This window comes from Luteibacter sp. 22Crub2.1 (genome assembly GCF_900167995.1).
Lineage (GTDB): Bacteria > Pseudomonadota > Gammaproteobacteria > Xanthomonadales > Rhodanobacteraceae > Luteibacter > Luteibacter mycovicinus.
On the sequence record NZ_FUYT01000009.1, the window covers coordinates 111743 to 137882 of the forward strand.

Below are 26140 nucleotides of genomic sequence, written 5' to 3' on the forward strand. Positions count from 1 at the left end.
AGCCGCGAGTGCCGTCATGATCAACGACCTCTGGTACAAAAACGCCGTGATCTACTGCCTGTCCGTGGGCAGTTTCCAGGACTCCAACGGCGACGGCATCGGCGACTTTCAGGGTCTGAGCCGGCGACTGGATTACCTGCAGGGGTTGGGCGTGACCGCCGTCTGGCTGATGCCCTTCCAGACCTCGCCGTTGCGCGACGGCGGTTACGACATCGCCGACTATTACAACGTGGATCCGCGCTACGGCACGCTGGGCGACTTCGTCGAGTTCACCCATGCGGCGCGGCAACGCGGCATGCGCGTGCTGATCGATCTCGTGGTGAACCACACCTCGGACAAACACCCGTGGTTTCGCGAGGCCTGCCGCGACCCCTCGTCGAAGTACCGCGACTGGTATGTCTGGTCGAAGACGAAGCCGGCCACCGCGGATGAGGGCATGGTCTTCCCGGGAGTGCAGAAGAGCACCTGGACCTATGACAAGCGCGCGAAGGCCTGGTACTTCCACCGCTTCTACGATTTCCAGCCCGACCTCAACACCGCCAACCCGTATGTACAGGCCGAGATCCTTAAAATCATGGGTTTCTGGACGCAGCTGGGTGTGTCGGGCTTCCGGATGGACGCGGTGCCCTTCGTCATCGCCACCAAGGGCGCCGACGTCAAGAAGCCGAAGGAGCAGTTCGACATGCTGCGTTCCTTCCGCGAACTGCTGCAGTGGCGGCAGGGCGACGCCATCATCCTTGCCGAAGCCAACGTGCTGCCCAAGGACGACCTGGAGTATTTCGGCGACGACGGCGACCGTCTGCAGATGATGTTCAACTTCCAGGTCAACCAGAATCTGTTTTACGCGCTGGCGGCGGCGGATGTGCGCCCCCTGGTCAAGGCGCTGGAAAAAACCAAACCGCGGCCGTCGACCGGTCAGTGGGCGCTGTTCCTGCGCAATCACGACGAGCTCGATCTGGGCCGGTTGACGAAGGCGCAGCAGGCGCGGGTCTTCGCCGAGTTCGGTCCCGACAAGGACATGCAGCTTTATGACCGCGGCATCCGCCGACGCCTGGCGCCGATGTTGCGCAACGACCGTCGCCGGCTCGAGCTCGCTTACTCGCTGATGCTCACGCTCCCCGGCACGCCGGTCATCCGCTATGGCGACGAGATCGGCATGGGCGACGATCTTTCGTTGCCCGAGCGCGAGTGCGCGCGCACGCCGATGCAATGGTCGACGGAACGGCTTGCCGGGTTCACCGACGCGAAGCGTGCCGTCGGCAAGGTCATCAGCGACGGGCCCTTCGGCTACCCGCACGTCAATGTCGCCGAGCAGCGCCGCGACCCCGGCTCCCTGCTCAACTGGATGGAACGCGTCATTCGCATGCGCAAGGAGGTGCTGGAGGTGTCGTGGGGTGACTTCGAGGTCATGCCGCTGGATGACGACGCGATCCTGATGATCCGTTACACATGGCGGGGCAACAGCGTGATGTTCCTGCACAACCTGTCGGACGCGCCGTGCGAGGCGGTGTTCCCGCTGGACGATCGCCTGACCAACCTGCTGTCGGACGATCACAGCGAGCAGGACCCGAACGGCCGCCATCGGATCCTGCTCGAGCCATACGGTTACCGGTGGTTCCGCGAGGGCGGACTGGGCTACATCCTCAAGCGCAAGGAAGTCGACGGCGTCTGAAAATCACCGGCGCGCTTATGAAAAATGAAGGGCTACCTCTAATGGGGGTAGGGAGGCGGTCCTTGCGTGCGCAATCCTTGGGTGGCCATCCGATATCGAAGGGGATCGGCCATGTATCGCGCCGAATCTGTCACCGCCAGCCGTCTTCCACGTACCGCCACGATCATCGTGGACCCGGTGCGCCGTTCGGCTGCCCTCGAACATCGTGGCGCGTCGGCGGCACGCGGACGTGTCGACGATCTGCGCAACCGCGACCAGCTGACCGAGATCCATATCGACGCCGATGACGGCCAGGATGACGACCTGCTGCTCATCTACCGCCCCGCCCGCCCCGCCGATACCGAGAGCGGTGGAGCGATCCTGTTCCGCCGCCAGACCGATGGAGCGATACCCCACGGTCACCCGCCCGCGGTGAGCACGCTCGCGCAGGTACTGTTTGACGGGCTCCGTGCCGAGGCGCCGAACGCTCCTCTGCTGGCGCATGTCGCGCTGGCGTTGCGCGCCATTCTGCCCTGCGCCGGCCCGCGAGCCGAAGCCGGCGCCCCGCGCGGCGGCCTGGCCGGCTGGCAGGAACGACGCGCCACCGCCTTCATGGAAGAGCGCCTCGACCAGTCGTTCCCGGTATCCGCCGTCGCCGAAGCCTGCGGGCTTTCGGTCAATCATTTCTCGCGCGCTTTCCGCCGGAGCCTGGGCAAGCCGCCCCACCGCTGGCTGCTGGACCGCCGTATCGACCGCGCACGGGAGTTGCTGCGGGCGACCGCCATGTCGCTGGCCGACATCGCCCTGGCCTGTGGCTTCGCCGAGCAGAGCCACTTCACCCGGGTATTCACCCGGACGGTAGGCATGCCGCCGGGCGCGTGGCGCCGGAACGTCGACTGACTCCGCGCCGCCTCCGGACGGAATCGACAAACACATGCGGTTTCAGTCAATCCATGGCGTCATTCCATGAGTATCCTTGCGCCGGGCAGAAGGAAGGACACTTCATCATGACCGTGCGATCCATCCGCCCATGAGCGGCCGCAACGACACGCCCACCGCCGTGGATCTGGGGCGGCACCTGATGCTGGCCGGCTCCCGGCTTCGCGACGCCGTGGGCCGGCGCGCCCAGCGCGAGTTCGGCATCACGGCATTACAGAGCGACATGCTGCTGTTGATGGCTACGCGCGGCAGCATGATCTCCACCGAACTGGCGGGCGCCTGCGGGGTCAACGCCAGTACCGTCACCCATGCCGTGGACGCCTGCATCGAGCGCGGCCTGCTGCGGCGCGACCGCAACGAGGCCGACCGCCGGCTGGTCAATATCGTGCTGACGGTGGCGGGCAAGCGCATGGCGGAGCGGGTTCGCGCCCTGATCGCCGACCTCGCCCGCACGGCGCTGGAGGGCGTCGGTCATCCGGATCTGGCTGTCCTGGCCGAAAGCCTGGCTCAGGTGACGAAAAACCTGGAACGTCCGTCCTGAGACGTCAGCGCCTGACGCCCGCCCAGACAAGGTGCAGGCCGAAGGCGGTGAAGATCGCGCCCGCACCGCCGTCGATCCAGCGGCCGGCCCGCACGTAGGCCCGGCGCATGGCGGGCATCGCGAAGATCGCCGCCACCAGCCCGAACCACAGCACGGTCTCGGCCGTCACCATCGCCCAGAGGCCCCACCGCGCCGCGCCACTCATGCCATCGCCCACGAAGGCGGAGAAGATCGACGCGAAGTACACGGCGGCCTTGGGGTTGGCCAGATTGGTCGCCAGGCCGCGCATGAGGGCCCGCCCGGGGCTGGAACCACGGACATCGACCACGGGCACGGCGGCGTCAGGAGCCGCCTTCCACGACGCGCGCAGCATCTGCAGACCCATCCAGCACAGATAAGCGCCGCCGAGAATGGCGATGCCCCGTTCCAGCCACGCCAGCCGGTGCAGGAGCAGTTGCAGGCCGAGCAAGGCCAGTGCGGCCCATACCGCCACCCCGAGGGCAATGCCGATGACACCGGCAAAGGCCTCACGCCGCGAACGACTGGCGGCGAGCTGGGAGACGAAGAAAAAATCGGGCCCCGGCGTGAGCAGGGCGACGATCTGCACGATCGCGATGGTGAGAAACAGATTCATGCCTCGGAGATTACCCGTCTTCACCCCAATTTCGCACTGTACCTTGCCCCACGAGACCACCTCCCGTAACCTCGCGTTTTTACAAGCGGTCACGGGGCTACCCCCGGCCTTCATAGGGGTAAGTCGCGATGCTGGGTCTGTTCGGCCACGTTTTGTTTGGCCTGTTCGGGTTGGCGGTGCTCATCGGCATCGCTTTCTGCTTTTCGAATAACAAGCGTGTGGTCGACTGGAAGCTGGTCGCCACCGGCGTCGCCCTGCAGATCGCCTTCGCCGCCATCGTGCTCAAGGTGCCGCTGGGTCGCGACGTGTTCGACGCGATCGCCACGGGCTTCGTGCATCTGCTCGATTACGTCGACGTCGGCTCGCGCTTCATCTTCGGCAGCCTGCTGGACAGCTCAAAGTTCGGCGTGATCTTCGCCGTCAAGGTGCTGCCCACCATCGTCTTCTTCGCCGCCCTCACCGGCATCCTGTACCACATCGGCGTGATGCAGCAGATCGTCAAGGGCATGGCCTGGGTGATCACCAAGGTGATGCGCGTGTCCGGCGCCGAGACCACCAGCGTCTGCGCCAGCGTCTTCATCGGCCAGACCGAAGCCCCGCTGACCATCAAGCCGTACATCGAGCGGATGACCCAGGCGGAGCTGATGACCGTCATGATCGGCGGCATGGCGCACATCGCCGGCTCCGTCATGGCCGCCTACGTGGCGATGCTCGGCGGCGACGATCCGGCGCAGCGCATGTTCTATGCGAAGCATCTGCTGACCGCCAGCGTGATGGCCGCCCCGGCCACCATGGTGCTGGCCAAGATCCTGGTCCCCGAGACCCAGGAGCCGCTCACCCGCGGCACGGTCAAGATCGACGTCGAGAAAACCACCGCGAACGTCATCGACGCGGCGGCCACCGGCGCGGGCGACGGCCTCAAGCTGGCCATGAACGTCGGCGCCATGCTGCTCGCCTTCATCGCCCTGATCGCCCTGGTCAACGGCCCGGTGCAGTGGCTCGGCACGGTCGGCGGCGACCACAGCCTCAACACCTGGCTGACCGTTCACAGCGGCCACGAGATCAAGCTCAGCCTCGAGACCATCTTCGGCTGGGTGCTCTCCCCGGTCGCCTGGCTGATCGGCGTGCCCTGGCAGGACGCGACCCTGGTCGGCAGCTTCATCGGCCAGAAGGTGGTCATCAACGAATTCGTGGCCTATGCGGATCTGGCGAAGCACCTGCCGGACCTGCTGCCGGAGAGCCGCCTCATCGCGACGTACGCGCTGTGCGGTTTCGCCAACTTCTCGTCCATCGCCATTCAGATCGGCGGCATCGGTGGCCTCGCCCCGAATCGTCGCGGCGACCTTGCCCGCCTCGGCCTGCGCGCCGTGCTGGGTGGTTCCATCGCCACGTTCATGACGGCGACCATCGCCGGCGTGCTCGAGCGATTCTGAGGCGTGTCGTCGGTACGCTTGCTCGTTGTCGGCGGTTACAGCGAGGAAGAGCGCTGGCAGACGCCAGCCCTTCCCCGCTCTGGCGAGCCTGCCTATGCCGACAGCTTCGAGCGTCGTCCGGGCGGCAAGGCCTTTCACCAGGCCGTCGCCGCGTCGCAGGCCGGTGTGTCGACGGGACTGATCGCCGCCATTGGTGACGACGTCATCGATCCCTCGGGGCTTCCGCCGCTGGTCGATGCGCGCTGGCAGTCGACGACCGGTGTGCGCACCGGGCGTACGGCGCTCATTGTCGATGCGAAAGGCCAGACCTTGTCCGCGCTGTCGTCGGGCGCCAATGACCATCTGTCGATGGCGTTCGTCGCGGCGCAGACGGATCTGTTCGAAGGCGCGAAGATCCTGCTGGCTTCGACCGAAGCCAATATCGACACCATTGCCGCGACGCTGGACCTCGCGGGCGAGCACCGGCTCATCCGTATTCTCGATCCGGGCCCGCTGCCGCCGGGTCTGTCGGTACGCGAATTCGCCAGCACCGATATCCTCCTGCTGAGCCTGCATGAATTCGCGCGGTGCTGCGGACGGTTTCTGTCGATCGACATCACCGCGAGTGCGGTGACCGGCATGGACGACACGACGATCAACGCCCTCGCCCGGCGCCTTTGCGCGGGTACCGTGGTGGTGTCGCTGGACAAGAGCTGCCTGGTGTCGCACGGCAGCGATCGTTATGGCGATCAGGCGGATCTTTACCGCGTGCCGACCTGTGGCACCGGGGATGCGTTCAAGGGGACGCTGGCGGCGCGGTTGGTGGATGCGCCGTGTTTTCGGGATGCGTTGATGGCCGCCTGCGCGGCTTGATTTCCCTGCGTTTGCTAGCGACCGCTCGCTGCTTGAGCAGCCCTTTAAGCCGCAGTAGCGCGCTCTCGGCATCCATGTCGAATCCGCAGGGCATATCGCCATAGCCGCGATCACAAGTGCAGAAGCCAAATCCTGTTCCCTTATGCCAGGAAACAGTCTCGCTGACTTCTTCTTTCTCAATGTCGAGAAACCACTCGCCATCTTCTTTCGACGGGGCTCCGACGTGGACTTCGAAGCCAGCCACACACGCAGCCGTGACGAAGCTGGTAACGCATGCAGGGAAGGCATATCGCCCCCCGAGAAATGCTGAAGCTCGCTCAACTCGCACAGGTTGGCTCCTCATCGCTTCGTGAACCAGCCATATCACGACGTTTTTTAGTCTTGGATGGCGCTATCACCAAAGGTGGACATAGAGACAAGAAATTCTGCATCGCAGCTTCGTCGACCAACCCCGAGAGGTAAAAATCGACCATATCCTGTCGAGCAGAGTCGACGATGCGACTCCTCACGGGAGGCTCCATATAAAGCTTGCCAATAGTAACGACATCTTTGATTACCAAAAATTGTGGATCCAAGTGGTCTACGAAATTCTGAGCGATCCAACCCGCGCTTCGAGAGCGCCGAATGAGCTCGCCCAGAAGATGCTCCCGAAGATTTTATGGCGCTAGTAACTTGTCGAACCTTACCCAGAGATATTTGACAGAGACTTACGCACACTGATGAAGATCATGGCGGCAGCCCTCGCAAGTGCCAGAAATCCGCACAACACAAGCCCAACCACCGCGAGCGCGATCACCGCAATCAACGGATCGATGACTTGCTTAAGGACTACGGAATAACACACTGCATATGAGCATATGATTTTTACGCCCATTGAAGGCGATCACAGAACGGCAGCTAGCCCACCCATTGATGTGAGGCACGTCAACGCGAATGCGATCATCGCCAGATTAAATGTGGTCGATTCACCCAACTCCATCTTAAGAGCACGCAACAACTTCGCAGCCAACAAAGGGATAATTGTGCTGGCTAGATAAACATTGCTAATCAATACCAACGTCCCGCTAGAGAACATGGCCGATTCGGGCACGAGAATTGGACTCAAAATCGGGTCACTACTCAGACTTGGGAGATTTGGCGTCAACAATGGTCACGACAGATGACTCGCGCGTTTGATCTCTGCCGGCCACTTTGTTCACGGAAACCTTCACTCGCCCGAGGCAAAAGTCAGTACGTACAATCGCCGTATAGTCAATCCGCAGTGCACCTGTAGACGAATCTGTGTATTCGACCGACTCTACAGATTTAATGTTTTGGATCGAAACTTGTCCGCACGCGCTCGCAACGACTTCACTCTTCACGATGGCGCTTTTCGCGGCTCTCAATGAACAATCAAAAAGAGACACCATCCAGAGAATGAGCATTGACACTGACCCCGCGGCAAGTGACCACGTGAGGAAACGCTTTATTCGCCGTCCAGGAAGCGTCACCAATTTGAGTAGCTCCCGGCCTCTGCACTCAGTGATACTCCGAAACGGACACCAACCTTCTTGAAACCATTATCCATGCCAATCGTGGGAACGATCTGAGAGCGGTAGCCGCGGCTTCCCCAGTCGCCCACAAAGCGCTTAGGAGACGGATCAAATACATTCTCTGTTGCAGCCGTGAAAGAACCCTGTGCAGATATCGGCCCCGCGCCGAAACCCGCAGAGGCATTCAGCGTAGTTCTCGCGATCAAGCCAGAGCCACAGTCCTTTGCATGCTTCGATGGTGTGCCTTCTGGGTCCCATGACGCCCCTCCTCCAATACCCACACCAACCTTCCCGGTGAACTCCAGCTTGCCTTGCGACCACGCGACATTCACTCCGCCGCCAACGCCAGCATAGAGTTCAAATCCGAGGGCCCATAACCCGGCTGGATCGGTCCGGTCGTACGGGCCGCTTTCAGCATAGGCATACGTCGAAATCCCCGCCGTGAGTCCAACAGGATCACTCTGCACGTACCGACCGCTCGTAGGATCGTAGTCGCGCCAGCCATTCTGGAAGAGACCCGTTACGGCGTCATAGCGCTGACCGGGAAAGCGCATATCGAAAACGTACTTCGCGCCGTCTTTATCAGGATCCTCATTGGGCGCATCGCTCCCGAAGGCCTCACCAAGAATGGACCAGGTCCAGACAGCCTTGTCCGTCGCGCGGTCGATCACGACGCGAGGCGTTCCCAGGTGATCGGTCTGGATATCCCGAATCGCACCTCCATCGAGCACGGCGACCGGAAGATTATCCAGCCATACGATCTGCCGAATAGCGCGACCGGAACCGTCGTAATCTCCTATCCAATGCCCTGCTTCGTCATGAAGTGACACAGTCATCTCGCCCGCCACATAACGACCGACCTGTCGACCGAACGGGTTATAGGCATAGTTCATTTCCGGTACGCCATTGACAAGCGCCTGGCTCATTCGCCCGGATGCGTCATAGATAAACTGTCGATCACCGATCTTTGTGGTATTTCCGACAGCGTCGTAGCTACGCGCAATCTTGTTCCCGGTGATGAGTCGGTGACTATCGGGCGCGTATACAAAGCTGCGATTCGTGAACGGAATGGTCCACCACTTAGTACGATTCCCCGTCTTATCGTAGACGTACTGGTGCATGACGCCCTCTGGATGCTCGGGGGTAAGAAAGGCCCCACCGGCGGACGAGAGACGTGATGCGTCGTCCATCTCGATGTACACCACTGCTTTCCCCACGGTGACCTGGTCAACGTCGCCATTCGTGTAGTCGACTGCCACATCAATCCCGCCGGGCTTCGAATCGCGAGCCAGAGTCACTGCGCCGAGTCCGTTATACGTGCGAGCAAGCGTGCGCGACCCGGCTGTCCATGCGGTTAACCTCCCAAGCGAATCGTGGCGCACAGTGCTGGCGACCGATTGCTGGACCGAATCGATACCGCGCGTGTCCACGCCGGTGACGTTTCCCGCCTTATCGCGAGCATAGGTAACCATTCGACCATCCGGGTAGATGATCGAAGCCAGACGGCCCGCCTTGGTATAGCCATATTGAAGTTCAAGCCGCACCCCGTGCGTCACCTGAGTTTTCTGTACGACCCGACCTGCGAAGTCGTAGCAGAATGTGGTCGTACCGTCACGGTCGGTGACTGAACTGAGGTGGCCAATCGTGAAGGTCGCGCCCGCCGGGCAAAGTTCCGCCGGAGTGTCGTACGTAAAGCGCGTCTTAGCACCGTCGCTGTATGCCACTGACGTTACACGGCCCAATGCATCGTAAGCACGATCGATCCGTCGCTGGTCAGCTGGCGTCTCGTGGACAGGCTGACCAGCCGCATCATGCTCAAACGAGGTATCCCCAGTGTCTGGGCTGCGGCGCCAAAGCAGGTCTCCCAGTCCATTGCGCAGGTAAGCGGTCGACAGACCCTTGGGATCGACGACCGTCTTTACCTGATCCGTACCGTCATAAGTAAGGTAGGTTTTGGCGTTGATCTCGCCTGGGTCTTGCGTCACGAGATCGACGCGACCTCTCGCGTCGCGATGAAGTATCGGGCCGTGGACGGAGCCATACTTACGAATGAGTCGACCATTTGCATCGGCATCAAAGAAGAACGGCAGGCCCGAGTATCGTATTTCCTCCGGTACACCTCGATTGTCGTAAGTGTACTTACGCTCCAGCTCTTCGTTTCCATCGACACCCAAGAACACGTCCTTTGCGATCAGGCCCTGGGGATTACGCTCAATCCGACGCACCTGACCGATGGCATCGATCTGCTCTACCAGACGATGCGCAGCGTTGTAGGCGTGCTTCAACGTAGCCCCGTCGGGGTCGGTGATCGTGTCCACGTCGCCATTTGCCCCATACGAGACACGCGTCGTTATATCTTCCGCCGATGGCGCGCCATCCGCCCGAGCGCGAAGCGAGACTTCTGTCGGCCTCCCCATCCCGTCAAAGAGTCGATCCGTCCGGACGCCATTGGCATCGACGCTCGATGCGACGCGGCCCGCGTTATCGTAAGCAAGCACAGTCACCTTATGACCAGCCGGATTCGTGATCGATTCCAGGTCGCCCTGACGCCATGCACAGGTCGAACCACCGCAGCCCGTCGCGTCAGCCTTGCGATACGTGTAGCGCGTGACATCGTCGATTCCTGCCAGAGGACCGTCCACCGTGAGAACGCGCCCGGCGGCGTCATAGCTGTACTCGGTGACGCGCTCATCCGGCCATGCCCCGGCCTTACTCGCCGCATCCGCCAGCCCGCCTTCCCGCTGCTTCAGCAAATTACCTTTCACGTCGTATTCGAGGACCGTCCACTGCGCGCCATTATCGACACGAATGGGCTTGTCAAACAGGGGATGCCAAGTGGTCTTTATCGTTCGCGCAACGGAAGTACCTTCTGCCTCCGTGCGCTCGGTTTCCAGCTGACGAGCGGGATCGTATCGATGGGTCGTGGGAATGCCGAGGTAATCCGTGTCGCGGGACACCAGCCCGCCACTCAGATAGTCGAACCCGCGAACCACCTTATTGCCGCGATAGTATTCTGATCGCTGCCCGAGCCTGATATTGCCATCGACATAACGGACGCCCCAAGATTCATCCCTGAGTCCAGGGCGCGAGACGCTGATCTCAGAAGCGCTACTGGTGCGCAGCTCCGTCAGTTCCGTATTGTCCCCGTGAGAAGAACTGATCGCCCGGTTCATCCCGTCGTAGCGGAACGTAGCGAAGCGCTTTCCGTCGCTCCCCAGGATGCCGGTCAGCTTATGGTTTCGCGAACCGCCCATCCCGGATTCATCATATGCATAACGAACCGTCCGGCCATCAGGATAGGCCACTTTGACCAGATCGGCTTCCAGGCCGTCGAGAATTCCACCGCTGTAGTCATAGCTGATGCGCCCGTCCGGTGTATCCAGCGTTTCAACACGACCTAACCGGTCATAGCCCAGCTTGAGTTCACGTCCCTGACGGTCGCTAACGCGGACAAGGACTGTGACCTTGGGGCCAATGCCTACAGTGATCTCGTCGTAGTGAAGAACGATTGTGTTTCCGTTCGTGTCGACTCTGGACTTCAGTCGCCCCTTATCGTCGTAATGCTCCACCGTAAGATCCGGCAACGTATACGCCCAGCCGCCGTCCGGATCTTCTCGCAAGGTACCCCGCTCACCCTGGTCAGGAACATACGTCTTGCCCTTGCGGACGAACCTGGTCTCGCTACCGTCTTCGCGAACCAGATGCAGGGCCGTGGTGTACACGTAACCGCTCTCGTCAAAATATGGACGACGGACAAAGGTCCTGTCGTAAGTGTGTCTCCAGCGGGCCCCTATACGAGCACCGGCAGGATAGCGTGCGGCAACCTTTCCCAGGTTGGAATTGAGAGAGAAGGCACCGCTATGGTAGGTCCGCGCAAATATGAGACCCGACGTCGCCGGGCCATCGTAATCAAGCCCGGTCTCGATTTTGCTCATCGTAAGCGGGTTGATCGGATTGCCAACGGTAGGACTGTTGCCGATCGGACACTGATTGGCGCCAGTCTCCTTTGGCATGCCCAGAGATGTCGTCTTCGGAAGTGTTTCTGGCGAGATGCAGGCGACGGGTCCCCGGGCGCTTGAGACGTCCCTGTTCTCCATATAACTACCATAGTCTGTAACAAGCATCGCGTCTGAAGGGCAAGACCGCACCAGTTCGATCCCGCCGCTTATCACGGTTTCGCTTGGCTTATCCTGCGACACCGATGTATCGATCGTGATGTCGAGTATGGAATATGCGCTGTTCTTACCTTGGGCACCCGCCTTCTCTCGAGGCACGGCGCTTGTGAGGGCACACGTAGGTAAAGTGGGCCTCGACGCACAATAGCGGTCAACCGCAATCTGGACATCATTAGCCAAACGGCCATCGTCATGATAGACGGCACCCTCAGCTCCGGGTTCATCGAAGTACGCAGGCACACGGTGCCCGTCCCGAAATGCGGGAAACCGCACTGGCTCAATCTCGGCAGCATGAGCGACGCCCGAAAGGAGTGCGAGGTTCACAGACAGAGCAATGCTGCGGCGGCTACTGCTGGATGGACGAATGTGCGACATGACTTCCCCGACGTGATGGCGAGGGCGCACGGTAGAGGCGGCGTGCCTCCGAGGTATATGGAAGGATTCTGAAAAATTCGAGCTTCTTTCGGATTTTGGGCGTGGCTCACATTCGCGCGCGCGTTCGGATTACATGGACGATGCGTGTCAGGCTAAATCTCGACACATGCGAGCTTGACTAAAAACGGTCGGTAGGCTTGTCCAGGAGGCTGGCACCGCCGGTGCGACTTGTGTTGCGCTCTTTTGCCAACAGGGTCGCCTTCTACCAGAGCAGGCTGAAGCAACCGAAAACGTGTCGGATACGAAACACAAAAAAACCCGCCGGCCTCTCGACCGGCGGGTCCGCCCCTCAGCTGAGGATCAACCGTTTTTCTTGAGCCACGCTTCCACGGCAGGGATGCGCTGCGTCAGGACCTGATTGCGGTAACGGACACCGGCGATCGCCGTGTCGGTGTCGCGGCGCGAGCTGGCGGCGATGCTCTTGTCCGCGAACGCCTTGATCCTGTCGGCCAGAGCGAGGTCGGACGAGCCAGCGGTCAGCATCGGGTAGAAACGCGTCGCGGACGTGGAATCGACGAGCTTGTCCACGGCACCCTTGTGCGCCACGGCGAAGTCGAACGCGAGTTCCGGATGTCGACGCGAGACGCCGGAGATGAGTGCCGCGCTGTTGGTCTGGCCGGCTTCGCCGGTAAGGGCGAGGTCGAGCGCGCGCTGCGCCAGCGCGTCGTCGACGGGGTCGGCCAGCAGGCCGTACAGGCGATCTTTCACCAGCGGGGATTTCTCCGCCTTCGCCTGTTCGTGCAGCTTGTCCCACGTCGCGGCGTCCGCGTTGGTCGCGACCACGGCAAGGATGGTCTTGCGCAACTCGGGCGGAACCTCGTTCGTCTCGTAGCGACGGCGCGCCTCGGCGATCACCTTCGCATCGCCCAGGTTGCCCAGGCTGCCGATCAGGTGAGCGCGGAGGTTGGCGACGGGCGCCTCTTCACCCGCCTTCGCCTCCCAGCCCACCTGGGCCAGCTTGGGCGAGAGCCGCGCGCTGGCGAACCTGCGCAGGGCGGCGCGGCCCCTGGCGTTGTTCTTGAAGTAGCTGTCCAGCGAGGTGAAGTCGGTGGCGATGTCGTCCCAGAGGAAGGGCGAGGCATCCAGCGGCGTCGCCTTGATCAGGTCGAGCACGTCGGACGCCGGCTGGAGGCCAGCCATGCCGAGCGCCCATACATCGGAGGTAATGCCCAGCTGGTCGATGGGATCCAGCTTCGTAAACGTATCCTTCAGGGCCGTGAACTGCGCCGGTGCATACAAGGTACGGAAGTAAGCGGTCTGACCCGCATTGACCAGCACCGGACCGCAACCGGCGACCGTGACGGAGCCCGAGCCGTTCTCGAGCAAGGTCGTGGACGGTGCGCCACCGACGGTCTTCGCGATCACCGGCACGTGCCAGAGCAGCGGCTTCTTGTCGGGCCGGTCACGGGTGAACTCGCCCTGCGAGAGTTTGAGCGTGGTCGAACCCGCGGCGCACGATACGGACTCGACACGCACGAGCGGAATACCCGGCTGCAACGTGAAGTCATGCGCGATCGTGCTGACCGGCTTGCCGGCCGCGGCGTCGATCTCTTTCCAGAGGTCATCCGACACCGTGTTCTGGTACGCATGTGCCTTGATATAGGACTGCACGCCCTTCTGCCACGTGTCGGCACCGACATAGGCTTCGAGCATGCGAATCACGGATTCGCCCTTGGAATACGTGATCGAATCGAAGGCCTGGCTGGCCTGTTCGACCGTGTCGATCTTCTGCACCACCGGGTGCGTGGTGGCGATCGCATCGCGACCCATCGCCTGTTCACGGATCGAAATCGCGTCGAGGTTCGTGTGCCACTCCGGGTGCAGACGCTCCGTAGTACGCGACGCCATCCACGATGCGAAGCCTTCGTTGAGCCACAGGTCGTCCCACCAGTTCATCGTGACGAGATCGCCGAACCACTGGTGAGCCATCTCGTGAGCGGCGGTGTTGAACACTTCTTCCTTGTCGGCCTGCGTGGAGATCGACGGGTCGAGCAGCAGCGCGTATTCGAACGTGTAGATCGCACCCCAGTTCTCCATCGCCCCGAAGAACTGGCTCTGGCCGGGCGACGCGATATTGTCGAGCTTCGGCAGCGGATACGGCACGCCGAAATACCCGTTGTATTCGTGCAGAACGGCCTTGGCCGAGTCGAGCGTGAACTGCGCCTGCGAGGTCAGGCCTTTCTGCGTGATCACACCGATCTCGACACCGTCGCTCATCGTGGTGGCGCGATCGAACTCGCCCACTCCGAAGAACAGCAGGTACGTCGACATTTTCGGCGTCTGCGCGAAGGTCACCGTCTTCAGGCCGTTGCCGACGTCTTTGCTCGTGGCGACCGGCATGTTGTTGACCGCCATGTCGGCCGACGGCACCGTGGCCGTGAGCGTGAAGGTGGCCTTGTACGCCGGCTCATCCCACGAAGGAATGAAGCGACGGGCATCGGAGTTTTCGAACTGCGTGTAGAGCGCGCGCTTCTTGCCCGACGTCCGGGTGTCGTAATCGATCGCGAAGAGACCGTTGGGCTGCGTACCGATCTTTCCCGTGTAATCCATCGACAGCGTATAGCTGCCGGCCGGTACGGCGTGATCGAAGGTAAAGGTCGCGGTCTGCGCATCGGCATTGACGGCGACCTTCGGCGCGGCGAACGTCACCTTGCCCTTGACCGGCGCCAAGGTGACGTTGGCGAACGCCATGTCCACCGCGTTGAGCGTGATCGACGTGGTGGGCTCGAGCACGTCGACCGTGATGGCGACCTTGCCGTCGAAGGCGAGCTTGTCGGCATGCGGCACCACAGCCACATCGTAGTGCGACGGGCGCACGCTGCGGGGCAGCTGGGTGGTGGCGAGATAACTGGTGTCGGCGGCTGGGGCGGCCGCGACGACGGCGGAGAGACCGGCGAGCGCGAAGGCGATCGCGCTGACGAGGGGAGTGCGCATGCGGGGGAGACCCTGGATTCGGTCCGCCGATGGTGGGCGCGTGTCGGTGCGGGGAGAAGCGCCGGAAGTCATGGACGCGAAAAATAGACGCCCAGGCCTCTCACCCGACGCCGGTCACCAGAACTGCCACCACTGCCGTTTTTCCAGTTTACGCAGCGCCTTGAGGTGACCGCGGGCCGCCGCCTTGCGATACCACGCCCGGGCGATGGCCAGGTTGGCGGGCACGCCGTCGCCGTGCTCGTGAAGTACCCCGAGCTCGAACTGGGCATCCGCGTGGCCCGCGTTCGCCGCCGACCGGTACAACCGTACCATCTCGTCCGGATTGCGCTCGACGCCGCGCCCTCCCTCGACCATGCGGGCCAACGCGAACTGCGCGCCCGTGTGACCGCGCTCCGCCGCGAGCGTCAGCCAGCGCACCGCTTCCGTATCGTTGCGTGCCACACCGTCGCCCGCCGCCAGTCGCTGGCCGAGCAGGAACTGCGACGCTGCATCGTGTGAACCTGCCGATGCCGGCCGCGGGCCGCCCGCGTCCTGCACGACCGCACGGCGATCGTTGGAGGCGATCAGCTCATCGAGCAGACGCCTGGCTTCGCCATCGCCCTGCTCCGCCGCCTTACCCAGCCACAGACGGGCCTGTTCGCGATCACCGTCCAGATCGCTGGTCTCGAGGTAGATCTTGCCGAGCTCGAACTGCGCATTGGCGCTGCCCAGTTCGGCCGCACGGCGGTACTGGCGTGCACCCATGACCGGGTCGCGCGCCACGCCGATGCCGTCGCGGAGCATGTGGGCGACGCTGCACAGCGCATCCGCGTAGCCGACCGCGCCGGGCTGGCCGCGTTCGACCGCCTTGCTGTAGTACGTAAAGGCGAGTTCGGCGTCGCGCGGTACGCCGCGGCCAAAGTAATGGGACACGCCAAGATTCACACAGGCCTGGACATGGCCCTGGTCGGCGGCAAGCCCCCACCAGCGGAGGGATTCCGCCCGGTCGACGTTCACACCCTGCCCGCGCGCATACAGGGACCCCAGCGCGCACTGGGCGTCGGCGAAACCGGCCTCGGCCGCGCGGCGGTACCAGCCGGCCGCTTCGAACGGATCACGCGATACTCCCAGGCCGTCGGCGTAATGCGCGGCAAGCCGGCACTGGCTCTCCTGGTGCCCCTGCTCGGCGGCACGCCGGAACCAGTGCGCCGCGCGCTTCGCGTCCGGCGTCACATGCGCCGTTCCCTCAACGTAAGCGTTGGCCACACGAAATTGCGCCTGCGCATCGCCAAGCTGGGCGTCTTTTTCCATCCGGCCGAATCGCTGCAGCGCGTCCATCTCGGCGGCATAACGCCGGTCGCCGAGCAGCGAGCCACCTTTTGCTTCCGACATCCCGTTTCCCCTGCAAACGCCTGTCGATCGTGGGCGCATGATAGGGGAACGGGAGGTCCGGGGGTATCCGCGTTTTTGGCAGTCGGCTTACGGGTTGCCCGCGCCACCGGAGGCACCCACGATCTGTCCGGTTTCGTAGGTCGCTTCGGACGATGCGAGCTGGACGTAGATGGGCGCGATTTCGGCAGGCTGGCCGGGACGACCCATGGGCGTATCCGCACCGAATTTCTTCAGATTCTCTTCGGTCTGGCCGCCCGACACCTGCAGCGGCGTCCAGAACGGGCCCGGCGCGACGCCGTTCACACGGATGCCCTTCTTGATCAGCTGCTTCGCCAGCGCCTTCGTAAAAATCATGATTCCGCCCTTGGTGGTGGCGTAATCGAGCAGGTTGGCCGAGGGGCTGTACGCGTTGACCGAGGTCGTGTTGACGATGGCGGCACCCGGCGGCAGATGCGGCACGGCGGCCTTGGTGATCCAGAACAACGCGTAGAGATTGGTCTTCATCGTCCAGTCGAAATACTCGGTGGAGATGTCCAGAATGGAATCGAAGCTGTGCTGGCGTCCCGCGTTATTCACCAGGATATCCAGGCCGCCGAGGCCATCGACGGCTTTCTGCACGAGCTGCTGGCACCAGTTTTCATCGCGGATGTCGCCGGGAAGGGCTACGCCCTTGCGTCCCGCCTTGCGGATCAGGTCGATGACTTCTTTCGCATCCGCCTCTTCATCCGGCAGGTAACTGATGGCGACGTCGGCGCCTTCACGAGCGTACGCGATCGCAACGGCACGGCCGATGCCGGAATCGCCGCCTGTGATCAGCGCCTTACGGCCGGCAAGCCGACCGCTGCCCTTGTAGCTGGTTTCGCCGTGATCGGGCCGGGGATTCATTTTGCCGGCAAGGCCGGGCCACGGCTGATTCTGTGCCGCGAAGGGTGGTTTCGGAAAACCCTCGCGGGGGTCCACCAGCCCGCGTGTGCCACCCACCCCCGTAGCCGTCGCACCGATGGCAGCAAAGGTGGGGCCGGCAAAAGCGGCGGCGGCCGCACCAAGTGACGCGGTCTGGACGATGCGACGCCGTGACGCGGAAAAGTCGTCGGTCATGGAAGGTCTCCTGAAGAAAAGATGCTGAATAAGTAAGCATCCGCATCTCCGGTCGACGAACCGTCGTCGTCGCGCGAACGCGGGGCAACGAACCCCGCTTCAGCCAAGCATGTGTCGCACACGCTCGAGCAGGCCGTCGATCTCGAACGGCTTGGTGATCATGTCCATGCCGGGACCGAGAAAACCCGTGCGCTCGGCGGCGCTTTCCGCATAGCCGGTCATGAAAAGCACAGGCAGCGTCGGCCGCCAGGCCCGGGCGACATCGGCGAGCTCCCGGCCGTCCATGCCGGGCATCCCGATATCAGTCAGCAGAAGGTCGATGTCGTCGTCTCCGCGGAGGATGCGCAGCGCCTCGCCGGTGTCCTCCGTGGCGACGCAGACGTAGCCGGCCTCGGTGAGGATCTCCAGGGCCATCATGCGCACCGACTCGGTGTCCTCGACGATCAGGACGCGCTCGCCGTTGCCGCCCGCCAGGGGACCGCGGTGCGGCGTCGGCGTGACGACCTCGCCCTCGCCGACCGGCAGGAGCAGGAACACGTCCGTGCCTTCCCCGACGACGCTGCTGATCCGCGCATGGCCGCCGGACTGGCGCGCGAAGCCGTAAATCATCGACAGCCCCAGGCCCGTACCCTGCCCCACCGGCTTGGTGGTGAAGAACGGTTCGAAGACCTTATCCAGGATGGACGGCTCGATACCCGACCCGTTGTCCGAGACCGTCAGCATCACGTAGTCGCCGCTGGGCAGTTCGGCGTCGCCGCTCACATGAGTGAGTCGCGTCGACACACGGACCGTGCCTCCGCCGGGCATGGCATCGCGCGCGTTGATCACCAGATTGATCACCGCGTTCTCGAGCTGGTTGGCATCCACGCTGGCGATCACCGGCGTGGATGAGAGGAACAGGTCCAGCGTCACGTGCTCACCAATGGTCCGGCGCAACATGTCTTCGAGCGACAGGATGCGCTCGTTGACGTCCGTGGAGCGCGTGTTGAGCGGCTGCTGACGCGCGAAGGCAAGCAGACGATGCGTCAGTGCGGCCGCACGACGGGCGGAGCCCAGTGCGGCGTCGGCGAATCGTTGCACGCCTTCCGGCTTGCCGGATTCGACCTGGCGGTTGATCAGGTCGATACCCGTGATGATGCTGGTCAGCAGATTGTTGAAGTCATGCGCGATGCCGCCGGTGAGCTTGCCCAGCGCGTCCATTTTCTGCGCCTGCACCAGCTGTGACTCGGTACGTTCGCGCTCGGCGATCTCCAGCGCCAGCTGCATCGTCGCGGTGTCGATCTGTTCGAGCTGCTCGCGCTCGCGCCGGCGCTGTTCGGTGACGTCGTCGACGAAGACCAGACCGGTGTCGTCGCGGTGCGGGGTCATCCGCCACTCGGTTTCGCGGATGCCCGTGCGGGATTTCATGCACAGCACGCCGCGCCAGCGATGCTTGTCGGCGACGTGCAGGCGCATCTGCGCCAGCAGCTCATCCTGGCCCACGTCGAAGCAGCCATCGAGCTGGTCCGTTCCGCCGGCCTCACCGACGAGGCGACGGAACGCCTCGTTGGACTCGACGACCGAAAGGCTGGCATCCACGACGGCGATGGGTGCCGCGATGCTGGTGAATATCTCGCGGAAGCGCGCCTCGGACTCGCGCAGCGCCAGCTCGGTGTCGCGCACGCGTACCAGCGTGCGGATCGTCGCCAGCAGGACATCGGGGTCGACCGGATGCACGAGATAGGCATCCGCCCCGTTTTCCAGGCCGGTGATCATGTCACCCGTCTCGATCGACGCCGCGGACACGTGCACGACGGGAAGCAACAGCGTTTCGGGTGTATCGCGCAGCTTGCGCACGATATCGAAACCGCTCATGTCGGGCAGGTTCACGTCAAGCACGAGGCAGGCGATGTCGTTGCCCGCGATCATCGCGAGACCTTCGGTTCCCGTCCCTGCCTCGAGCACGGTGTACCCGTGCCGTTCGACCGTGCGCCGCATCGCATAGCGCGTGGCGGCGTTATCGTCGACGATCAGGATACGGTTATTGCGCGGCATCGATCGCCTCCGCCGGCAGCTTCAGCGGCAACACGACGTGGAACACGGAACCGACACCGGGCGTGCTCTCCAGACCGACTTCCCCGCCGAGCAGGTGGGCGAACTGACGACACAACGACAGGCCGAGACCGGAGCCGCGAACGCGCTTCTGCAGCGGCGAGTCGATCTGGGTGAAGTCCTCGAACAGGATCCCTTGCAGGTCTTCGGGGATACCGATGCCGGTATCGCTGACGGCGAAGCGAACGAAGTTACCCTCTTCCATTTTCGCCGTGACGCGCACTTCCCCGCGCGGCGTGAACTTGAGTGCGTTGGAGACGAAATTGCGCAGAATCTGAGCCAGCTTCTTGTCGTCGGTATAGAGCTTCGGCATGCCCTCGGGCGCATCGAAGATGAGGTCGGCATCCGTCGCATCGACGATAGGACGGAACATGCCACGCAACGCGGTGAACAGGTCCATCAGTTCGAACCATGCCGGCGAGATGGTGATCCGGCCAGCCTCGATCTTGGCCAGGTCGAGCAGGTCGTCGACCATATCGCTGAGCTCGCGCGCCGCACCGCTGACGAAGCCAAGCTGCTTATGCTGTTCATCCGTGAGTGGGCCGTCGAGTTCGTCGTCCAGCAGACGCGTCATGCTCAGGATGGAACCGAGCGGTGTACGGAACTCGTGGCTCATGTACGACAGGAACCGGCTTTTCAGCTCCGAGGCCTGGCGCAACTGTTCGGCCTGGGAGTCGAGCTCCGCGTACAACGCGAGCACGCCCTGGTTGGTTTCTTCCAGCTCCGCCCGCAGCGCGTCGTTTTCGGCGCGCAGGCGTTCGATCTCTTCGTGATCGCTCATACCGTGGCATCCAGTCGTATCGCAAGGACGGTCGCATCATCGCGACCACGACAGAAATCCCGGTGAAGGAGCGCCGCGATCACCGCCGGGTGGCGAGTGCCGAGGCCGGGATAATCCTTCAGGGACCAGCGCGACTGCAGACCGTCGCTGTGCATGATCAACAGGCGGCCGCCCACGTCGGGGAAATCGAACGCCTGTGCCCGACGCGTCTGAACGCCCACGATCCCCGGATGCGAGGCGAGACCTCGCGAGCCGTCCAGCGTGTGCAGACCGGCGGAAATATTGCCGATACCGGCGTAACGCAGGCTTTCGCTCTTACGGTCGAACCGCGCGACCGCTACCGCACCGCCACGGCCGCCGTGCATCGCCGTGTCCAGCAAGACCATCAGGCTCACGGGTTCCTCGAACGGCGTCGCTCGCCAGGCGTCGATGCACGCGCGCGCGGCCTCGTGCGCCGCGACGCCGTGGCCGAGCCCATCGACCATCACGATCTCCGCGGCGTCGGCATTCTGTGCCATGCCCCAGCCATCGCCGGAGACCGGCTCGCTGTGCAGGGCATGGTGACTCGCACCAAAGCGAATGTCCGCGCGGGTGAAGCCCTTGGGATACACGCGCGCCAGCACCACCGCCCCCCGTGCGTCCGCGTACATGTCCATGATATCGGCCTGACGTTTCACCGCGCCCAGGCCCTCGCCACGTGTCCCGCCCGTGGAAAAACCATCGGGCAGACAGTCGGCCAGATTGAAGCCGGGGCCGCGATCGACCGCGATGATCTCGACACCCCGGGTATCGATCCCGGGGACGGTGGCCACGTGAATCTCGCCACCACGGGCGTGCTTAAGCACGTTGGTGGCCAGTTCCGTGGCGATCAGGGCGACCCGTCCCGCGTCAGTGGCATCGAAACCGGCCTGCGTGGCGATCTGTTGCGCGACACGCCTCGCCTGCCCGATCTGGCTGGTCTCCTCGACAGGTACGACGTCGGTCAGGCCACCATCGAAGGTCAGGTCCATTTGCAGATCATCACCCGGGTGCCAATGCCCGGCGTGCTCTCCACCGAAAAATCGTCGACCAGACGCTTCGCGCCCGTGAGGCCCAGACCCAGGCCACCGCCGGAGGTCCACCCATCGGTCATGGCCAGTTTGAGATCGGGAATGCCGGGACCTTCGTCGCGAAAGACCAGACGCAGGCCCTTGCGACGCTCTTCCTCCAGGATCTCCCAGTCCATGTCGCCGCCACCGCCGTAGATGACGCAGTTGCGAGCAAGCTCGCTGGCCGCGGTGATCAGCTTGGTCTGGTCGACAAGACGCAGGCCGCACTCGACCGCCAGCTTACGGGCGGTCTGTCGCGCCAGCACCACGTCCTGCTCGATGCGGACAGCCTGCGACCCGCTCTTGAGTACGCTCATTGGTTGTGCACGCGTTCGCGTAGCAGCTTCATGCCGCGCTCGACGTCCAGCGCCGTGCTGATCCCGGGAAGCGTGAGACCGAGTTCGACGAGGGTGATGGCGACCGCCGGCTGCATGCCGACGAGCACGGTTTCGGCATCCATGATCCTGGACAGGCCGGAGATCGTCCCGATCATGCGACCGATGAAGGAGTCGACGATATCCAGTCCGGAGATGTCGATCAGGACGCCACGCGCCGACGTGCTGCTGATCCGCTCGGACAGATCGTCCTGCAGCGTCAGCGCCAGCTGGTCATGCATGTCGACCTGGATGGTGACGAGCAGAAACTCGCCCATGCGCAGGATAGGGATACGGTCCATGGCGTCAGTCGGCCTTGGAGACCGTGATGCCCGAGCGCTTCAGCGCCAGCGCCAGCGCATCGGCGAGGTTGGCCTTGGTCACGATGCCCTGCAGGTCGAGGCCCAGGTGCACGATGGTCTGCGCGATCTGGGGACGCACGCCGCTGATGATGGCATCGGCGCCCATGAGGCGGATCGCCGTGACCGTCTTGAGCAGGTGCTGCGCCACCAGCGTGTCCACCGTGGGGACACCGGTAATGTCGATGATGGCGATTTCCGAGCCGGTCTCGACGATACGCTGCAGGAGCGATTCCATGACGACCTGCGTACGCTGCGAGTCCAGCGTGCCGATCATCGGCAGGGCCAGCACGCCTTCCCAGAGCTTCACCACCGGGGTCGAGAGTTCGAGCAGTTCTTCCTGCTGCCGGGCGATGACCTCTTCGCGGGACTTCTGGAAGGCACGGATCGTGTGCATGCCGAGCGAGTCGAGCAACTCCGAAATCGCCCAGAGCTGCTGTGCCAGCTCGACCGGGTCGGACGCATAAACGGTCTGCAGCAGGTCGAACAGGGGACGCTTCAGCGAGAAGATGAAGCTGGCCGTGGCCTGCGAGTCGAAACCCTGCTGGGCGCGGCTGCGCGAGAGTTTTTCGAGGAAGGCCCGCGTTTCGGACCACTCCTGATTGGCGATGCTCCCCTCGCCCGCGTTGGCACCCCCGACCAGCAGGCGGAGAAAGTCGCGGGTCTGGCCGTCGAACTCGACCTGGTTGATGCGGGAGTCCCGTGACGCGCCACTGGTCTCGAGGTTGGCCTGCCAGGTCGCCAGCAGCTGGGACTCATGCGTGCGAATGGCTTCTATGGTGCGCTGGCTGAGTGCGGTCATGGTGATCCCCCTTAAAAGTCATATGATGCGTGCCCGTCGGGCGCAATGGAATAGCACCCGGCGGAGGAGCCTCATTGACATCGGATTCACGTCGCAACCGGTATCTGCCTCGCTGTTAACTCCTTTGAAAGTACGCTGCCATGACCACTGACCCGAAGCTTGTCGTCCTGCTCGTCGAGGACGATGACGCCATCCGCGAACTCACCGCGATGATCCTCGAGGGGGATTACGAGGTGCACACCGCGCGTAACGGCGATGAAGCCGAGGCCTGGCTGCAGACGGGCAAGGCCAACCTGCTGTTCACCGACGTGCGCATGCCCGGCACGGTTTCGGGTCAGGAACTGGCCACGCGCCACAGCGACATGCCGATCCTGGTCACGTCCGGCGAGGCGAAAGAGCAGCACGAGTGGGTTCGCGAGCCCATGGGCTATCTGGCCAAGCCTTACGACCGCAAGAGCCTGCTCGCCGCCGTGCAGCGGCTGGCCGCCTGAGTCGCTGCCGTCGGTCAGCCGCGGTCGATCACCCGCGAAATCCTGCTGTCGCGGAAGCTGAATTCCGAGGTGCCCTGCATCTCGATGATGGTGCCGGCGCCCGGGCCGTCGGGGATGTCCTCGGCGATCTCGCCGTGGAAGTCGATCGTCGCCACCACGACGTCCCCCTCGTCGCGTAGCTCCACCAGAGTCTGCGCCCGCGAGGCGAACAGCGCGGCGCCGACGCGGGCGAGCTTTTCGAAGTCGGCCTTGCCATCCGTCGCCACGGCCAGCTCGCCCGCCGCATGGTGCTCGAAGCGCACGTCATCGGTGAGGGTCACCAGCATCCCTTCGACATCGAAGCGGTTGTAAGCGTCGATATAGGCCTCGATCAGGGCCTGGTGATAATCGGCGGTCATGGCATGGCTCCCCTGGTAGCGTCAGGCGCGTGGCGTTCGCGCAGAAAGTCGATGAACACGCGCAGCTTGCGCGGCATGTGCATCCGACTGGGATAGTACACATGGAAGGCCTCGAACGTGGGCCAGTAGTCTTCCAGCACAGGGACCAGGCGGCCCGCGTCGAGGTCTTCCCGCACCAGCGGCTCGAAATGGCAGCCGATGCCGACGCCGGCCCGTGCGGCGCTGAGTAGCACATCGCCATCGTTGCTGATGAGGGCGGGTGTGGTCTCGACCTCGACGATACGGCCGTCCTGCTCGAAGTCCCAGAGCATGACGCTGCGTTCGTTCGCGAGGCGAATGGACACGCACCGATGATCGAGCAGGTCCGCGGGCGTGCGTGGCAGGCCGTGCCGCGCGACGTAGCCGGGCGAGGCGAAGGTCGCGATGCGCTGCGGACCGCCGATCGGTACCGCCACCATGTCCTTCGCGAGGCTCTCGCCGATACGAAAGCCCGCGTCGAAACCGCCGTCGATCAGGTCGAGGAAGGTGTTATCGCAATGCAGGTCGACGATCACCTCCGGATAGGCGGCAGTGAAGGCAGCCAGGTGCGGCAGGACAATGACATCCGCCACGACACGCGCGAGGTTGATACGCAACAGGCCGGCGGGCGATTCACGCGACTCGGTGACGGTGTCCATCGCGTGTGACAGGACATCCAGCCCGGGACGGGCATCGTCGAGGAAACGCTGACCGATCTCGGTGACGCCGACCCGGCGCGTCGTACGGTCCAGCAGACGCACGCCCAGGCGTCGCTCCAGATTCCGCATCGATTGCGACAAGGCCGACGGCGACACGCCCAGCTCTGCGGCCGCCCGGGTGAAACTCGCGTGGTGCGCCACGCGCGCGAAGGCGGCGATGGCGGGCAGCAGGTCGGACGACATCGGGCACCCCCATTGTGAAGCCGGACTTCATAGCCTATGGCGAGCAACCCCATTTATCCAGCGGAATCGGGCGCCTATCGTTTCAGCCTCTTTCCCGTTCCTGGAGTGGACCATGAGCAAGCGACTGAACGACTACCTCACCCTCGGCCGCTCGGGCCTGCGTGTCAGCCCGGTCTCGCTGGGCACGATGACCTTCGGCGACGACTGGGGCTGGGGCGCCGCCGAAGCGGAATCGCGCCGCATGCTGGACATCTATATGGAGCGCGGCGGCAATTTCATCGACACCGCCAATTTCTACACGGGCGGTACGTCGGAGACCTTGCTCGGCAGGTTCCTCGCCGGCCGCCGCGACAACGCCGTGATCGCGACGAAGTATTCGCTCAACACCGAGCCCGGCCATCCGAACGCCGGCGGCAACCACCGCCGCAACATGGTCCGCGCGGTGGAAGCGAGCCTGCGCCGTCTCGATACCGACTACATCGACCTCTATTACCTGCATGTCTGGGACGGGCTGGCACCGATCGAGGAGATCATGCGCGGCTTCGACGACCTCGTTACCGCGGGCAAGATCGTTTACGCCGGCATTTCCGACACACCGGCGTGGCAGGTCGCGCGCATGCAGACGCTGGCCGATCTGCGCGGCTGGGCGCCTCTGGTGGCCCTGCAGATCGAGCACAGTCTGATCGAGCGCACCGTCGAACACGATCTCCTGCCGATGGCGCAGGAGCTGGGTCTCGGCGTGCTCGCCTGGTCGCCGCTGGGCATGGGCATGCTGACCGGCAAGTACACGCGCGAAGACATCGAGAAGCATAAGGGGGCGGATGTGTGGAGCGGTACGCGCTCTGCCGTCGTGTCGGGGATGGGCGGTTTTAGCGACCGCAACTTCGACATTGTGGATGTACTTAAACAGGTCGCCGCGGAGGTCGGGCATTCGCCTGCGCAGACGGCGATTGCATGGCTTCTGGCGAAGCAGATGCCGACGGTGATTCCGATCCTCGGTGCACGCACGGCGGCGCAGTTCGAGGAAAACCTGGCGGCCCTGGAGGTGACGTTTACGGATGCGCAGTTGCGCCGACTGGATGAGGCGAGCGCGATCACGCCGATTTTTCCGCATTCGTTCTTGCCGCGGGTGATGCCTCAGGTGTTGGGTGGGGCGAGTGTGGTGAGGCCGCGCTGACCCCACGTCGTCGGGACAGACTGAGAATCCTTGCCGGATAGGGGCCACCCCCGTATGTTCACCG

At 63.5% G+C, this 26140-nt stretch carries 20 protein-coding genes; 7 read left to right on the forward strand and 13 right to left on the reverse strand.

All coding sequences use genetic code 11. The annotated features are described in order from the left end of the window. The first annotated feature begins 16 nt into the window (after window positions 1–16). From B5X73_RS11230 to B5X73_RS11240, 3 genes are all read left to right on the forward strand, one after another. On the forward strand, window positions 17–1672 hold the full coding sequence (locus tag B5X73_RS11230; protein ID WP_079521753.1) for an alpha-amylase family protein: 1656 nt from the start codon (window positions 17–19) through the stop codon (window positions 1670–1672). 111 nt (window positions 1673–1783) lie between these two features. Beyond that, on the forward strand, window positions 1784–2551 hold the full coding sequence (locus B5X73_RS11235; RefSeq protein WP_079521754.1) for an AraC family transcriptional regulator: 768 nt from the start codon (window positions 1784–1786) through the stop codon (window positions 2549–2551). Window positions 2552–2681: 130 nt separating this feature from the next. After that, window positions 2682–3131 (forward strand): MarR family winged helix-turn-helix transcriptional regulator, encoded by a 450-nt coding sequence (locus tag B5X73_RS11240; RefSeq protein WP_079521755.1) that lies wholly within the window; start codon window positions 2682–2684, stop codon window positions 3129–3131. 4 nt (window positions 3132–3135) lie between these two features. Here the strand turns inward: B5X73_RS11240 and B5X73_RS11245 are convergent, their stop codons facing one another. Beyond that, window positions 3136–3765 (reverse strand): LysE family transporter, encoded by a 630-nt coding sequence (locus B5X73_RS11245; RefSeq protein ID WP_079521756.1) that lies wholly within the window; start codon window positions 3763–3765, stop codon window positions 3136–3138. A gap of 128 nt (window positions 3766–3893) precedes the next feature. Here B5X73_RS11245 and B5X73_RS11250 point away from each other — a divergent pair, with 128 nt between their 5' ends. Beyond that, a complete protein-coding gene (locus B5X73_RS11250; protein ID WP_036116018.1) occupies window positions 3894–5198 on the forward strand; it encodes a NupC/NupG family nucleoside CNT transporter in 1305 nt (434 codons plus the stop codon). Between the two features lie 3 nt (window positions 5199–5201). Further along, window positions 5202–6050: a PfkB family carbohydrate kinase gene (locus B5X73_RS11255; RefSeq protein ID WP_079521757.1), complete on the forward strand. Its 849-nt coding sequence runs from the start codon at window positions 5202–5204 to the stop codon at window positions 6048–6050. A 1486-nt stretch (window positions 6051–7536) separates the two neighbouring features. Here the strand turns inward: B5X73_RS11255 and B5X73_RS11265 are convergent. The 10 genes from B5X73_RS11265 to B5X73_RS11310 all read right to left on the reverse strand — a co-directional run bounded on the left by B5X73_RS11265 (window position 7537) and on the right by B5X73_RS11310 (window position 23090). Next, window positions 7537–12132 (reverse strand): RHS repeat-associated core domain-containing protein, encoded by a 4596-nt coding sequence (locus tag B5X73_RS11265; protein ID WP_079521759.1) that lies wholly within the window; start codon window positions 12130–12132, stop codon window positions 7537–7539. Window positions 12133–12492: 360 nt separating this feature from the next. Then, complete coding sequence (locus B5X73_RS11270; RefSeq protein WP_079521760.1) at window positions 12493–15126, reverse strand: M1 family metallopeptidase; 2634 nt, start codon at window positions 15124–15126, stop codon at window positions 12493–12495. Between the two features lie 114 nt (window positions 15127–15240). Continuing rightward, window positions 15241–16497, reverse strand: a complete 1257-nt coding sequence (locus B5X73_RS11275; protein ID WP_176167816.1) for a tetratricopeptide repeat protein — start codon at window positions 16495–16497, stop codon at window positions 15241–15243. 87 nt (window positions 16498–16584) lie between these two features. Continuing rightward, window positions 16585–17595 carry an SDR family oxidoreductase gene (locus B5X73_RS11280; RefSeq protein ID WP_079521762.1) on the reverse strand — a complete coding sequence of 337 codons (1011 nt, stop codon included), beginning with the start codon at window positions 17593–17595 and terminating at the stop codon, window positions 16585–16587. Window positions 17596–17694: 99 nt separating this feature from the next. Beyond that, window positions 17695–19629: a response regulator gene (locus B5X73_RS11285; RefSeq protein WP_079521763.1), complete on the reverse strand. Its 1935-nt coding sequence runs from the start codon at window positions 19627–19629 to the stop codon at window positions 17695–17697. Next, window positions 19616–20467: an ATP-binding protein gene (locus B5X73_RS11290; protein ID WP_079521764.1), complete on the reverse strand. Its 852-nt coding sequence runs from the start codon at window positions 20465–20467 to the stop codon at window positions 19616–19618. Before B5X73_RS11290 ends, B5X73_RS11285 begins: the two co-directional genes overlap by 14 nt. After that, window positions 20464–21477, reverse strand: coding sequence for an ATP-binding protein (locus tag B5X73_RS11295; protein ID WP_079521765.1), 1014 nt, complete (start codon window positions 21475–21477; stop codon window positions 20464–20466). Before B5X73_RS11295 ends, B5X73_RS11290 begins: the two co-directional genes overlap by 4 nt. After that, a complete protein-coding gene (locus B5X73_RS11300) occupies window positions 21468–21872 on the reverse strand; it encodes an anti-sigma regulatory factor (RefSeq protein WP_079521766.1) in 405 nt (134 codons plus the stop codon). Before B5X73_RS11300 ends, B5X73_RS11295 begins: the two co-directional genes overlap by 10 nt. After that, a complete protein-coding gene (locus tag B5X73_RS11305; protein WP_079521767.1) occupies window positions 21869–22231 on the reverse strand; it encodes an STAS domain-containing protein in 363 nt (120 codons plus the stop codon). The genes B5X73_RS11300 and B5X73_RS11305 overlap by 4 nt, the downstream gene beginning before the upstream one ends. A 4-nt stretch (window positions 22232–22235) precedes the next feature. Beyond that, on the reverse strand, window positions 22236–23090 hold the full coding sequence (locus B5X73_RS11310; protein ID WP_079521768.1) for an STAS domain-containing protein: 855 nt from the start codon (window positions 23088–23090) through the stop codon (window positions 22236–22238). 140 nt (window positions 23091–23230) lie between these two features. On the opposite strand from B5X73_RS11310, the gene B5X73_RS11315 reads away from it, so the two are divergent. Further along, window positions 23231–23581 carry a response regulator gene (locus B5X73_RS11315; RefSeq protein WP_079521769.1) on the forward strand — a complete coding sequence of 117 codons (351 nt, stop codon included), beginning with the start codon at window positions 23231–23233 and terminating at the stop codon, window positions 23579–23581. 14 nt (window positions 23582–23595) lie between these two features. On the opposite strand, the gene B5X73_RS11320 is transcribed toward B5X73_RS11315, so the two are convergent. Together B5X73_RS11320 and B5X73_RS11325 are read right to left on the reverse strand one after the other, a co-directional pair. Continuing rightward, window positions 23596–23979 (reverse strand): nuclear transport factor 2 family protein, encoded by a 384-nt coding sequence (locus B5X73_RS11320; RefSeq protein WP_079521770.1) that lies wholly within the window; start codon window positions 23977–23979, stop codon window positions 23596–23598. Then, window positions 23976–24899, reverse strand: a complete 924-nt coding sequence (locus B5X73_RS11325; RefSeq protein ID WP_079521771.1) for a LysR family transcriptional regulator — start codon at window positions 24897–24899, stop codon at window positions 23976–23978. The genes B5X73_RS11320 and B5X73_RS11325 overlap by 4 nt, the downstream gene beginning before the upstream one ends. 112 nt (window positions 24900–25011) lie before the next feature. Between B5X73_RS11325 and B5X73_RS11330 the strand changes: the two genes are divergently transcribed. After that, entirely contained in the window at window positions 25012–26076 is a 1065-nt protein-coding gene (locus tag B5X73_RS11330) for an aldo/keto reductase (protein ID WP_079521772.1), read from the forward strand. The last annotated feature ends 64 nt before the right edge of the window (window positions 26077–26140 follow it).